The 12,665-nt window shown below is 68.9% G+C and carries 10 protein-coding genes and 2 pseudogenes; 5 read left to right on the forward strand and 7 right to left on the reverse strand.

The annotated features are described in order from the left end of the window. Positions 1 to 259 precede the first annotated feature (259 nt). Positions 260 to 910: a YceI family protein gene (locus tag AC067M_RS08995; protein ID WP_478696320.1), complete on the forward strand. Its 651-nt coding sequence runs from the start codon at positions 260 to 262 to the stop codon at positions 908 to 910. A gap of 117 nt (positions 911 to 1,027) precedes the next feature. Here the strand turns inward: AC067M_RS08995 and AC067M_RS09000 are convergent, their stop codons facing one another. From AC067M_RS09000 to AC067M_RS09020, 5 genes are all read right to left on the reverse strand, one after another. Next, a complete protein-coding gene (locus tag AC067M_RS09000; protein WP_478696321.1) occupies positions 1,028 to 2,623 on the reverse strand; it encodes an alpha/beta hydrolase in 1,596 nt (531 codons plus the stop codon). A gap of 85 nt (positions 2,624 to 2,708) precedes the next feature. Continuing rightward, positions 2,709 to 3,248, reverse strand: coding sequence for an N-acetyltransferase family protein (locus AC067M_RS09005; RefSeq protein WP_478696322.1), 540 nt, complete (start codon positions 3,246 to 3,248; stop codon positions 2,709 to 2,711). Between the two features lie 52 nt (positions 3,249 to 3,300). Then, the gene (locus AC067M_RS09010; protein WP_478696323.1) at positions 3,301 to 4,056 is read right to left on the reverse strand and encodes a DUF1775 domain-containing protein; all 756 of its coding nucleotides are present in this window, start codon (positions 4,054 to 4,056) and stop codon (positions 3,301 to 3,303) included. A gap of 208 nt (positions 4,057 to 4,264) precedes the next feature. Further along, positions 4,265 to 4,810, reverse strand: a complete 546-nt coding sequence (locus AC067M_RS09015) for a hypothetical protein (RefSeq protein WP_478696324.1) — start codon at positions 4,808 to 4,810, stop codon at positions 4,265 to 4,267. 777 nt (positions 4,811 to 5,587) lie between these two features. After that, positions 5,588 to 6,244, reverse strand: a complete 657-nt coding sequence (locus tag AC067M_RS09020; protein WP_478696325.1) for an SMI1/KNR4 family protein — start codon at positions 6,242 to 6,244, stop codon at positions 5,588 to 5,590. Positions 6,245 to 6,396: 152 nt separating this feature from the next. Here AC067M_RS09020 and AC067M_RS09025 point away from each other — a divergent pair, with 152 nt between their 5' ends. From AC067M_RS09025 to AC067M_RS09035, 3 genes and pseudogenes are all read left to right on the forward strand, one after another. Then, positions 6,397 to 7,725, forward strand: coding sequence for an IS701 family transposase (locus tag AC067M_RS09025; RefSeq protein WP_478696326.1), 1,329 nt, complete (start codon positions 6,397 to 6,399; stop codon positions 7,723 to 7,725). Between the two features lie 126 nt (positions 7,726 to 7,851). Then, on the forward strand, positions 7,852 to 8,751 hold the full coding sequence (locus tag AC067M_RS09030; RefSeq protein WP_478696327.1) for a GNAT family N-acetyltransferase: 900 nt from the start codon (positions 7,852 to 7,854) through the stop codon (positions 8,749 to 8,751). 121 nt (positions 8,752 to 8,872) lie between these two features. Further along, positions 8,873 to 9,025: pseudogene (locus AC067M_RS09035) on the forward strand (IS701 family transposase); the annotation flags it as partial. Positions 9,026 to 9,317: 292 nt separating this feature from the next. Here the strand turns inward: AC067M_RS09035 and AC067M_RS09040 are convergent. Both AC067M_RS09040 and AC067M_RS09045 read right to left on the reverse strand, forming a co-directional pair. Continuing rightward, positions 9,318 to 11,312, reverse strand: coding sequence for a spermidine synthase (locus tag AC067M_RS09040; RefSeq protein WP_478696328.1), 1,995 nt, complete (start codon positions 11,310 to 11,312; stop codon positions 9,318 to 9,320). A 464-nt stretch (positions 11,313 to 11,776) separates the two neighbouring features. Continuing rightward, a pseudogene (locus AC067M_RS09045) lies at positions 11,777 to 11,941 on the reverse strand (pirin family protein); the annotation flags it as partial. A gap of 93 nt (positions 11,942 to 12,034) precedes the next feature. Between AC067M_RS09045 and AC067M_RS09050 the strand changes: the two are divergent. After that, a complete protein-coding gene (locus AC067M_RS09050; RefSeq protein ID WP_478696329.1) occupies positions 12,035 to 12,541 on the forward strand; it encodes a hypothetical protein in 507 nt (168 codons plus the stop codon). Positions 12,542 to 12,665: the final 124 nt, after the last annotated feature.

The following is a 12,665-nucleotide window of genomic DNA, read 5'->3' on the forward strand; positions in this document are numbered from 1 at the left end:
TACCTCTCCGTATCCGGGTGTTCCCGGCCACGTCGGCGGCCGGATGTACGACAGGAGGTACGGGTGAACGCCCCTGTCCGTTCAGGCGTATTCGAGTACGGGGAATTCTCCCGTTGATGATTCCGTGGCGAGCGTGTGCGGATCGTGTAGGAAAGGTCCACGAATTGACGGCGTATAAACCCGTCGATGCCGATTCGGCCCTCGCCCGCGCTTCAGACAGCCTTGCAGCGATATCCTCCATGCAGTAACAACGTGAATCATGAACTTGTTCACCCGGGCTGCGTCCCTGCGCCGCACGGCACCCCCCGCCGCTCCTTCGTCTTTGGCCTCCTCCGGCCGGCCTGACCCCACCCTCGCCGCGCTGACCGGGGAGTGGATGATCGACCCCGCCCACAGCCGGATCGGCTTCTCCGTCCGGCATGCCATGGTGACCACCGTGCGCGGGGCCTTCACGGAGTACGAGAGCCGTCTCTACTTCGACGGCCACGACCCCGCACGTTCGCGGGCGGAGATCGTGCTGTCCACCGCCAGCGTCGACACCGGTGTGGAGCAACGCGACGCGCACCTGGTTCACCGTGACTTCCTGGACGCCGCGGCCTATCCGCGAATGCGGTTCACCAGTACCGCGGTGGAGCTCGCGAGCCCCGAGGTGTACCGCATGACCGGTGACCTCACGATCAAGAACCGGACCCGTCCCGTCGTCCTGGAGCTCACGTACATAGGCCAGGTCACCGACCCGTTCGGCTATGAGCGGGTCGGCTTCGACGGGACCACCACCATCAACCGTTCCGAGTGGGGCCTGACATACAACGCCAGGCTGGCGGAGGGCGGCGCGATGGTGAGCGAGAAGGTGCGCCTCCAGTTCGACATCGCCGCCATCCGCGCCACCCCCGCGCAGGCGGCACTCTGACGTCAGGGGGCGGGCCCGTGGTGGCGCCCGCCATGTGGAGGCGCGGCCCCGATCGGTCAGAGCCGCGCCGCCCCCTGTGTCAGGGCCGCGTGGGGGAGGACCCCGTCGAGCCCCGGTTCATCGGTGTGCCGCTGTGCCCAGAAGGTCGGGAAGCGGGTTGACGAGGCCGCCGGTCGGGGACTGGCGCTGGAGGGACGGGGTGGTCGGCCAGGTCGCGGGGCAGTGTGTGTTCTTGCGGGGGGTCTTGAGGGTGAGGAGATAGGTGTCGATGGCGGTACGGGCGCACGGGCTCAGCCAGTAGTCGCCGTGGCCGACGCCGTCGTACGTGAGGAACACCGCCTCGCGGCCGATCTGACGGGCCGCGTCGGCGCCCCACGGGTGCGGGGTGGCCACGTCGTAGCGGCTGTTGGTCATCAGGATCGGCGGGGTGCCGTCGACACGGAGCCGGTGCGGCGGGTTGGTCACCCGGGTCGGCCAGTCCTGGCAGCCGGTCAGGTCCGTCCAGGCGAGGGAGCTGAGGCGGGTGACGGGGGCCTTGCGGGCGAGTGCCCGTTGGTAGCGGGCGATGGTGGTGTACGAGGGCACGTCGAAGTCGTAGTCCTGGCACATGACCGGGAGGTACGGGAAGTCCGTCGGCTCGCCGCGCTTCCCGAGGGACCGTGCCGCCGCGGGGTCGGCGGCGTCCACGTCGGCGAGCTCCTGGGCGAACTGGAACCAGGAGGCCGGGTCGTACATGTAACCGAAGGCGAGGCTCTGGAGGTCCTGGGTGGTGACGGTGTAGGGCGGGTCGCCCGGCAGGACCAGTTCACCGGCCGCGGCGCGCCGGTAGAGCGAGTCGAACAGGGCGCGGGCGTCCCGGCCGTGCAGCGCGCAGGCCGTCGTACGGGCGCACCAGTCGGCGAACTGGCCGTACGACTCCTCCATCGCGACGGTCTCGGTCTTCTGGTAGGCCCAGGTGTCCAGGCTGTGGTCCATGTTGGAGTCGAGCGTCATCGCGCGGACGCGGTGCGGATAGCGCTCGGCGTACTGCTGGCCGATGCCGGTGCCGTAGGAGACGCCGTAGTAGCTGATCCGCTTCTCGCCGAGGCCGGCCCGGATCGCCTCCATGTCGCGCACGACGCTCACGGTGTCCATGTGGTCGACGAGCGGTCCGGTGAGAGCACGGCAGCTCTCGCCGAGCGCGCGGTTCGCAGCGCGGAGGGCGGCGAAGGAGGAGGCGTCGTCCGGGAAGAGCAACTGCGCCTGGGCGGCCATCCGTTCCGCGTCGCACTTCACCGGGTTGCTGCGACCGACACCGCGCGGGTCGAAGCCGACGATGTCGAAACGCTTCAGCAGTTCGGGCGAGAAGCTCTCGGGCGCCCTGAACGCGAAGTCGACACCGGAGCCGCCCGGGCCACCGGGGTTGATCAGCAGGGAGCCGATGCGGTGCTCGGGGTCGGTGGCCCGGTGGCGGGCGAGGGCCAGGTCGATGCCGGGGCCCCAGGGTCGCTTCCAGTCGACGGGCACCTTGACGGTGGCGCACTCGAAGGTGCCCTCCCCGGAGGGTGACGCACAGGGTTCCCAGGCCATGCGCCCCGGCGACACCGGCTCGGCCGAGGGAGCGGCGACGGCGGTCCCGGCGATCAACTGGCCGAACAGCGCGGTCAGCAGGGCTCCGGCGGCCAGTCTTCTGCGGCTCTTCGAGGGTGGGGCGAGTGGGGCGTTGAACGGCACGGGTGGCCCTCCATGAATCGGGAGTTCACAGACGGATCACAGCATGGTGCCAACTTCCCTGCCAGGCAACGAAAATGATGAGCCATCAGGTGGAGGCAGGTGACAGAAAGACGACGATGTCCGTCGTCCTGCCCGGCAGGGGCTCGGGCTCCCGCCAGCCGATGCGGCGGTAGAAGGCGAGCGTGTCGTGCGCCTGGTTCCACGTCAGCAGCCAGGCGCGGCCGCCGGGGGTGGTGTCGGTGAGAACGGACAGCAGCCTGCGTCCCAGACCGGTGCCGCGAGCGTGTGCCCGTACTCCGAGTTCGTCGATCTCGACGGCGCCGACGAGGAGTTCGTCCACCCGGTCGGGGCCGAGGCGTTCGGTCACCTTGCCGTAGGCGCGGTCAGTGCGGAACGGGGCCTGGGTGGTCCAGCCCGTGACGAAGCCGTCCATCGCGCCGCTGTCCGCCCGGGCCACGACGGCCCGGAAGCCGGGGCGAAGCGCGTCCTGCTCCAGCCGCTCCCGGAAGGCCGCCGCGGTCTCGGAGGCGTCCCTGTGCTCCCAGGGCGGGGCGGTGAAGATCTCGGCGTACGCCGCGGTGAGTTCGTCCGCGACGGTGAGGATGTCCGAGCCGAAGTGCCGCATGACGAGCAACCCTAGCCGGACATCCTCCTCACCGTCACGGAGTGACGAGCCGTCAGGTAGCGCTGGTACGGCGGCTCTTGAGCCACCAGGCCAAGCCCCCGAGGGCGAGTACCCCCACGCCGATTCCGACGGGGACGCCGAGGGACATGCCGTCGTCGTCCCTGGTGCTGTCCGCCGCGGCCTTCGCCGAGGTCGTCGGGGTCGGCGACGGGGCCGTCGGCTCGGCGGAGCCGGAGGCGGTAGCGGTGGCCGGTTCCTCGGTGGGGGTGGGGCTGACCACCTTGGCTCCGGGTGCGGCGGCCTTCAGCGCGAGGCGCGGGGCGGGGTGGCCGTGACCGTGGTCGTCGCCGTCGCTGGAGCCGTCACCGTCGTCCAGCTCGATCCAGCGGTCGACCTTTCCGTCGCTGTAGGTCTGCAGGGTCTTGAAGGTGAGCGACTTGGCATCGGGCAACTGCCGTACGGAGACTACGTACTCGGCGTCCTCCCCCACGGCGAGCTTCGTCCCCGAGACGGTGTAGCCCCGGTCGGTGGGGGCCAACTTCCACCCCTTGGGCCCTTCCTTGTAGGTGATGTCGCTCGGGGTGATGCCCTCGGGCAGGATCACCTCCAGCTTCGCGATGCCGGCGGAGGCGGACTCCGACTCGGCGGTGAAGGTCAGTGCGACATCCTGGGCGAGGGCGCGGGCGCCTTCGGCCTCGACCTCCGTATGGGCGGAGGCCGGCCCGGCGGTCGCGACGGCGGCGGCGAGCGCGACCGCCGCGAGAACGCCGAGGCGGCTCGCCGCGTGCGCGAGGTTGGTGCGGGACACTTCGGACTCCTGAGGGGTACGGGGCCGGCCCCCGGGTCGCTGGACGCGACCCGGAGAACTGCTGCGGTTCGCTCAGGAAGTCGGAACGCCCGGAAGAAAAGTTCCCGAGGCGGTCAGGTGATCCGCGTCACAGGGAGACTTGGAGGCGCTGCAGGAGCCGGCGACATCCAGCCACCGGGATTGGCGCACGGTGTGCGGATCGCGTCCGTCAGCTCTCGCATTCGGTGATGTCGTCCTCGCAGTCCTGTACGTCCTCGGGGGCGACGGTGTTGAGACGCCACAGGACGAGGCCGTCGGTGTTCCGCTTCGCCGGGGTGATGGTGGCGGTGAAGGGGGCGCCGGCGGGGATGTTGAACTGGTCGGCCTCACGGTCGCCGCACTCCACCTCCCACTCACTCTCCGCGTCACCCCGCGCGAGGGTGAGGGCGAGGGTGTGCGGCGCCGGGGCCTGACAGGCGATGTCGAAGGTGTAGGGCCGGTCGCCCTTCGCGGTGAACGTCCTGTCCAGCCCCTGCGCCAGAGCTGTCATGCCCGAGTCCTCCCGCGAGGCACCCTCGGGTTCGACCGCGCTCAACGCGCGCGCGGCGCGTTCCATCGCGTCTTCCTGGTCCGCTTTCCCCTCCCAGGCCGGGGGCTGCGACACGGACGCGGTGCCCCCGTCCCGCGCCGCCTTCGGCTCCCGCGTGTCCTGCGTGCAGCCGGCGGTCAGGGCCGCGACGGTGAGGACGAGGGCGAGTGTGTGGTGTACGCGCATGTGGCTCCAGCCGTGTGTGCGGACGTGGCGGCGGTGCCGGTCGGCGCCGGGGCGGGTTGGTGGCGGTGCCGATCGGCGCCGGGGCGGCGTCGGTGCGGCCGTCGCCGCGGGGGCGGCCGGCAGAACAGCAGCGGTCGCCGGCTCCAACGCGCCGGATCTCCATCTCGGGCGCATCGCGTACTTGCTCACAGCTCGGATTCACCCATTCTCACGGTCGGTCAAGCCGTCAGGTGGCGTCACCGCACCCGTTCGCATACGTGTGCGGATCACCCGGCTGAACCGTATGCGAATCCCTCGATCCCGCCGATCACGTGTTCACGGAGCCACCTCGAGCCGGATAAAACACGCCATGACAGGAATTCACCATTCCGCCCGCACCGCCCCGCGCATCGGCCACCCTCCCCCGACCCCCCACCTACGGACCGCAAAGGAAACTTGGCGACTATTCGCCCCCGGTGACGGTCGACGACAAGGATCCGCCGAGGCCCGAACAGGTCGCGGGCCTGCGGGCGAGCGAGGATCAGCGATGTCCCGCGAGTAAGTCCCGCGAGTCCGGGTAGACGGCGAAAGTCGGCGGGAAAGCGGCGGGCGTGAACCTGGGGAGGTCGCACGCCCCCCTTTCCCGCCCCTTCTCTTCCCAGGCTGCTCAGCGGATCTCCAACATCGCCGAAGCCCATGACCGGCTCGACGCGGGCGGGCGCGGACGGGTGCTGTCACCGTCCCCGCTGAGCAGCACGTCGCCCCTGAGACTCAGGCGAGTACACCGTCGGCTTACTCCTACAGGTCCCGCAGATACGTCATGCCGTCCTTGAAGCCGTCCCTCGGATCGATCCACGTCAGGCCGGCCTCGTGGATGACCGGCTGACTGAACTCGTTCTCGGTACCGTCCGTGGAGCGCAGGCAGCGCCGCTGCTCCAGAGCGGAGGCGATCTCTTCGAGCCAGTCAGGAAGGGCCCAGCCGATGGGCTCGCTCTCCTGGTCGACGGCCCAGGTTCCGACTTTGCCGTAAGGCTGCTCGTCCTCGCGCGCGTCGACGTAGTAGCCGTACCAACCGTCGCGGGGGTTGTAGGCAAACGGGATCAACCCCGGCTCGCGCTCCCAGTGCCGCGTCATCAGCTCGTACTGTGCTTGGACGGACTGAAGGGGCAGCCAGCCCTTGCCGGCAGGCAGCCAGCCGACGCGCCCGTAGCTTCCGACGGGGTCCGATGGGTCGACACCGGCCGAGCCGTCGTGAAGCCGGTACCACACCCGCAGAGCAGGCGGGAATGGGTACCCGATCGCGTCTTCCACGGCGGCGATCTGCTCGGCCGTGGCGGGGGAACGCAGCAGCGCGGCGGAAGTCGGAGCGTACTGGCGCAGCCAGTTCTCGATCCGTTCCCACGCTCCCCGCGTCGTGCGCGTGGCGGCGGCGATCGGCTGCACCACGGCGTGCATCCGTCCTAATACTCCAGTCTGACTTCGCGATCTTGCCGCGGACCCGGCTGGGAACGGGAACGGCCACCGCATGATCATCGGGGGTTGTGTGGACTCCTGAAGATCGTGCGGTGGCCGCGGGCCATAGCGTAGACCCTGCCCGCTGGCGGGCGATGTTCGACCAGGTCATGGCCCGGATCGCGGGCAGGTTCAGGCGAGTTGAGCCCCGGGCCGCGGCCCGCGCCTACCTGCTCGGGCTGCTGTCGAGCGTCGAGAGGAAGAACTGCTGGCAGCTGGCCGAACAGGCGGGCCATGCGCGGCCTGGACCAATGCAGCGTCTGCTGCGCTACGCCCGCTGGGACGCCGATGCGGTCCGCGACGACCTGCGTGCCTACGCCGCCGAACACCTCGGCGCTGACGGCAGCGTTCTCGTAGTCGACGAGACCGGCTTCCTGAAGAAGGGCCGGTCCTCGGCAGGAGTGCAGAGGCAATACACCGGCACCGCGGGACGCATCGAGAACGCCCAGGTCGGCGTGTTCCTCGCCTACGCCACTAGCCGGGGACGGGCCTTGATCGACCGACGGCTCTACCTGCCCGAACACTCCTGGTCCAATGATCCCGAACGCCGCACCGCGGCCGGGATACCCGAGACGGTGCAGTTCGCCACCAAGCCCCGTTTGGCCTTCGAGATGATCGCCGCCGCGCTGGACGCCGGGATCGCCGCCTCGTGGGTGACCGGCGACGAAGCCTACGGCCAGGACCCCCAGCTCCGCGCCGCCCTCGAGGCGCGCGGTACCGGCTATGTCCTGGCCGTCGCCTGCTCGACGCGGGTGAGGATCAACCACGGCCGCACTCCCGCCCGCGCCGATACCGTCGCTGGCCGCCTGCCCGCCGCGGCCTGGCACCGTCAGAGCGCCGGAAACGGTGCGAAGGGCCCGCGGTACTACGACTGGGCCTGGATCCACATCGGCACCGGCAGCCATCGGCACCTGCTCATCCGACGCAATCGGTCCACCGGCGAACTTGCCTTCTACCTGTGTTGGTCACCCACCGAAGTGCCTCTGTGCGAACTGGTCCGCGTCGCCGGTGCCCGCTGGAGCGTGGAGGAGTGCTTCCAGGCCGCCAAGAGCCAGGTCGGACTCGACCACTATCAGGTCCGGCACTGGATTTCCTGGCATCGGCACATCACGCTCGTCATGCTCGCCCTGGCCTTCCTGACCGCCCTCGCCGCCGACGCGGCCCCCCAACCGCCCGCGGATACGCACCCCGTCCGCAGCCGCGATCCGATCACGCTGTCCGTCCCGGAGATCCGCCACCTACTTGCCGCCGTCTTCAGCCCACCAGCCGTGACCGCGACCAGGCTGTTGCACTGGTCCCACTGGCGCCGACGCCACCAGGCAACAGCCCGACGCAGCCACTACCGACGACGAACCCACTGGATAGATCACGAAACCGTGGACGGACCAGCGGAAGTTCACGTACCGTGTGGCTCCACGCCCTGAGATGGACGGAAGGAGGCGAGTGCCGTGCGGTCCACACCTTCCCAGCGCTCCCTTTTCCGCTGTCCCGGCGTGGTTCATGAGTTCTGACCGGGAGCGCTCCAAGCAGCCTGTATCCCGGAGGAATCCATGACCGATCCGGTCATCCGCGCGCTCTCCGCGAGCGACGCCCATCTCTTCGACGCTCTCCCCGACCCACTGGGCGCCCGCGAAGGCCATCGCCGTACCCGGTTCCGCCCCGACTGGAAGCGCGTCGCCTTACGCGACGGCGAGGTCGTCGCACGCGGCGCGTGGTGGGGCGGCCCCGACGACTCGGAGCCCGTCAACATCAACTGGTTCGATGTGGCCGAGGGCGAGGAGGAGGCGGGGGCCGAACTCCTGCGCGCTGCCCCCTGGCAAGTCGAACTCGAGATCAACCTGCCTGGCGGCTGGCGGGACAAGCCCGACCTGCGCCCCGCGGCCGAGGCACGCTTCGCCGCCGCACGAGCCGCCGGGTACGAACTCCTGGTGGAACGCTTCCTGTACCGCTGGACCCCGGAGCGAGGTCTGCCCGAGCGGCCCGGACGCCTGCGCTTCAGCGCCGAACCCGATGACACCGTGTTCTTCGACGCATTGCGCCGCATCCATTCCGTCACCCTGGACGCCCACGCGCTCAAGACCATCAAGGAGGGCGGCCTCGATCAGGCCGCCCAGGAGGAACTCGACTTCTTCCACTGGTGCCCCTCCCCGCGGGAGTGGTGGCAGATCGCGCACACGCCGGAGGGCGACCTGGCCGGCATCCACATCCCGGCTCACAACCCCTCCGGACCGACCATCGGCTTCATCGGAGTCGTCCCGGAACAGCGCGGTCACGGCTACGCCTACGACCTCCTCGCGGAATGCACCCACTTCCTCGTCGGACAGGGCGCGGAGTTCGTCAGCGGAGCGACGGACCGGGGCAACTTCCCCATGGCCGCGAACTTCACCAAGGCCGGCTTCCCCGTCGTCAGCGAACGCATCAACTTCCACCCGGCGGGCCAAACGGCTTAGCGAGAAGTAGCACGGGGTGAGCAGTCCGGCCCAATGACAGGTCCGGACTGCTTGTCGGTGCCCGCTGGCAGGCTGGCCGACAGTGTGATCGACAGCGGGCGATGGAGGCGGAGTTGGGCCTCCGGAAATCCGCCACCTACTCGCCGCCGTCTTCAGCCCACCAGCCGTGACCGCGACCAGGCTGCTGCACTGGTCCAACTGGCGTCGGCGCCACCAGGCAACAGCCCGACGCAGCCACTACCGACGACGAACCGCCGTCGAACCCGCTCGATGAGTCACGAAACCGCACTGGAGTACTAAGTCGTCGGTCATGGGGGGGCAGCGTACTCACCACATGGTCCGGGCGGGCCGATGGGTCACGTCGCACCCGCCTGCCCGTGTGGTCCACGCCATCGGCGCATGCCCTCCGGCAAGCCGGAGGGCATGCGCCTCATACGTCGTTTTGCTGGAGGGGTGCCCAGTTGGCAAGGCTGGAGCGGGCAAGGTCTCTGACCGGGCGATATGGCAGGAGCTCATAGAACACCACCCGTGCGACGGCCCTGAGCCGGCCCGGGGCCCTCACATCGCTAGGTCTTGGCGGTCACTGTCTCGTCCGGCACCCGCGTCGCCTGCGCGCCCGGCCCGCGCCCGGTGAAGCGCATGGCGATGCATGCCCCGAGGTACAGGGCGGCGACGACCAGCAGCAGTGCCTGATAACCCGTCACCAGGGCCAGGTACTCGATCGCGCCTCCGGTCATCGCGCCCAGCAGGTTCGCGCCGAACGCGGAGGTCGGGTCCGGGGCAAGCGCGAGGCGGTCCGAGAAGATGAGGTTGGCACAGAAGATGGGGGCGAAGGCCAGGGCGATCGCGGCGGCGAGCCGTCCGGCGAAGGGCAGCGAGAGCACGGCGTGCGAAGGGACGAGCCAGGCCACCGCGAGGGAGCCGAAGAGCAGCACCTGCAGCAGCAGCTGGTTGACCCGCCGCAGCCTGCGCCGGACCTCGACCGCCGCGAGGACGGCGAGCAGGACACCGAAGAAGACGAGGGCGTTGACCAGCCAGGTCGTACCGAAGTAGAGCGCGAAGCCGATCACGTTCTTCGTTTCGAGCAACATGAAGGCCGCGCCCAGCAGGAACATGTCGGTGTAGCGGAACGTGCTGCGGATGCGTACCCCGGTCAGGCGCACCGACAGGACAGTCACCAGCAGGATCCCGCCCAGCGCGCCCAGGTAGAGCGTGGGGATGTTCCGGTGCAGCAGATACGGGAAGGGGCGGTCGTCGGTCGCGGCCGCCGGGACCACGCCGCTGGGCTGCCAGATCTTCTCGCAGGACTGGTCGGCGGTGGTCATTCCGGCCACCAGCACGGCCGCGGTCCTCTTGAACGTGGTCAAACAGGGGGCGTGGCCATAGACGTCGTCGAGGGTCCCGGCGAAGCGGTCGACCAACCAGGTCTTGCGATAGTAGTTGTACATGGCGAACGCGCCGTTCGGCGCCAGGTGATCACGCGCAGCCTCGAACGCCTGTCGGGTGAACAGGTAGCTCTCCAGGCGCAGATTGCTCGCACCGGACACCAGCGTCAGTGAGTCCGGCAGCGCCAGGACGATGAGGTCGTACTTGGTCTTCGTCCGCTCCAGGAAGGCCCGTCCGTCGTCGATGTGGGCGTGCACCCTGGGGTCGTCGTACGGCCTCGCGGGGTGCAGCTGTGCGCCGATCTCCTGCAGCCGGGGATCGATCTCGACCGCGTCCACGCGCTCCGCTCCGTGTGCCAGCGCGACCGCCACGTCGTTGCCGTTGCCGGCCCCGATGACCAGTACACGCTTGTGCGGGTTGCGGGGCGTCTCGTCGTACGCCTGCCGGTAGGGCGAGTTCTGCCGCATCAGCACCGCCAGCGGCGCGGTGCTCTGGTGCTGGACGCCGTTGGCGGAGATGTACGACGTCCGGGTGGTGGTCGGCGCGGGCTCGAGCTCGATCTTGTAGTAGGGCGACCAGGAGATGCCGGATGTCGTCGACTCCAGGAACAGCGCGGCGACCATCGCCGTGAGGGGGATGCCGTACAGCAGCGTGTTGCGGCGTCCTCCGAGGACCAACAGGGCCGCGGCAGCGAGTACGCCCCACACGACCGACGGGGCACGCAGCCAGGACAGCAGGGCGAAGGACAACGAGCCGGTGAGGCTGCCGATGAGGTCGTAACGGTAGGCGTCGAGCGAGGGCAGTTGGCGGAAGAGATCGGCGGTGATCTTTCCGATCCCGGCCATGATCACCGCGGTCATCAGGAAGATGGCCGGCAGCGTGACCCACTCGGGAAGGCCGGTGGTCTTCACGGCGGTGAAGTAGATGACCTCGCCGCTGCTCTGGCGTACCTGCACCGGATACTCGCGCACCAGGACGACCAGCAGCGCGAGCGGGATCGGTGTCCAGCGTTTGAGCCACTGTCCGCGCGCCGCGGGGAGCAGGAACCCGATGCCGATGCCGAGGAACGATCCCAGCAGGATGAAGTTCGAGAAGTAGCTGAGATGGACGACGTTGGCGCCCGCCCATCTGATCAGCGCCAGCTCCACGAAGAGCATGGTGGTGCTGGCCAGCACGAGTCTCCAGCGCACCGAGCTTCGGTTTCGCCCACTTTCGGACAGCTTCATGTGGGTTTACGGTGCCATCGTCGTCGCGATCAGTCGAGATGCCTCGCCGGTATGCGGCGCAGCAATTTGTGGACTCGGCCAAGCGGGCCGATTTCCGACACCGCGCACGGCACGACTCCCGACAGGGCGGAACTCGTCCGGCCGCCGGCGCACCCGCCGAAACCGCTGTCCGCCACGCGGCCGTCACGGGAGGAGCTCCGCACCTACCTGACGATGCGTCAGAAACGTTGGCATCGAGTGAGCAGGCGTCCTGCCTCAGCCGCCCACAGACGGTCATACCGTGGAATGCCCCAGCACTGCACATCGGGCCCGCAGCACGCCCAGCCGTCCTCCCGCGAGCGGTCGAGGGGCGGGCGAAAACGCACGCCGACCAGTCGCCCGCCTGTCACCCAGCGATGCGCCATTCACACAGGTCAGCGAACCCTTCCACGCGGCTTCAGAGGCACCGGCGGCAGCTCGGGGGCCGGCAGTGGATCCCCGTCGTACCCCTTCACCTCACCGAATCCTGACCCTTCCACCCAGTCCCGACGGGCCTGTGCGATCTCCTCTTGCGACCGTCCGATCCAGTTCCAGAACACAGCTGGTCATGCGCGTATTTCCGCAGGTCAGCAACGATCTGGAGCTCTGGCACCCAGCAAACTGTCAGCATCGGTCGATGGGGTCAGCAGGTCATGGCTTCGGTTGCGTTGCAACGTGGGATGGGGTCGTTTTTCAAGGAGTGTGAGCATCCGCGGTCGCGGTGGTCGAAGTGTCCTCACTCGTACAAGATCCGGTATCGGTCGGCGGCGGGGAGGCAGGCGGAGGAGTCCGGGTTCGCGACGCAGGACCAGGCCACCGAGCGTTTGCTGGAAATCTACAAGGCGAAGAAGGCGGCCACGCATGGTCAGGCGAAGGAGGATCGGGTCGCGAAGTACGAGGTGACGCGGTTTCAGGAGTACGCGGCGCAGTGGAAAGCCCGGGAGCGGGACCTGGGGCCGGCGTCCATGGCGCATCTGGAGTCCCTGTTCTCCATCCATCTTCTGCCGCTCCTGGGCAGCCGGCGGATGAACTCGTTCGACCACAAGGTCGTCGAGGACTTCATCCAGACCATGGAACGCAACGGGGTGGGCCTGGCCGCGCAGTCCAATGCGTTCGACAAGCTGAAGGCGATCCTGCTGGACGCGCACCGGCTCGGGTGACGCAGCCCGTACAGGGTGTCCCACAGCCACTGGTTCGCCACCTCCCGCACCGCTGCAACTGACCTGACCTGCTGAAACTGCTGCTCGTCCAGTGGCGTACATCGGCTATCCCGGCCAGCAAAAG

The organism is Streptomyces sp. NPDC043427, from assembly GCF_056436655.1.

Coding starts and splice junctions, on each gene's coding strand:
- AC067M_RS08995 (WP_478696320.1), top strand. CDS start 260: ATGAACTTGTTCACCCGGGCTGCGTCCCTGCGCCGCACGGCACCCCCC.
- AC067M_RS09005 (WP_478696322.1), bottom strand. CDS start 3,248: ATGCGGCACTTCGGCTCGGACATCCTCACCGTCGCGGACGAACTCACC.
- AC067M_RS09015 (WP_478696324.1), bottom strand. CDS start 4,810: ATGCGCGTACACCACACACTCGCCCTCGTCCTCACCGTCGCGGCCCTG.
- AC067M_RS09020 (WP_478696325.1), bottom strand. CDS start 6,244: ATGCACGCCGTGGTGCAGCCGATCGCCGCCGCCACGCGCACGACGCGG.
- AC067M_RS09025 (WP_478696326.1), top strand. CDS start 6,397: ATGTTCGACCAGGTCATGGCCCGGATCGCGGGCAGGTTCAGGCGAGTT.
- AC067M_RS09030 (WP_478696327.1), top strand. CDS start 7,852: ATGACCGATCCGGTCATCCGCGCGCTCTCCGCGAGCGACGCCCATCTC.
- AC067M_RS09050 (WP_478696329.1), top strand. CDS start 12,035: ATGGCTTCGGTTGCGTTGCAACGTGGGATGGGGTCGTTTTTCAAGGAG.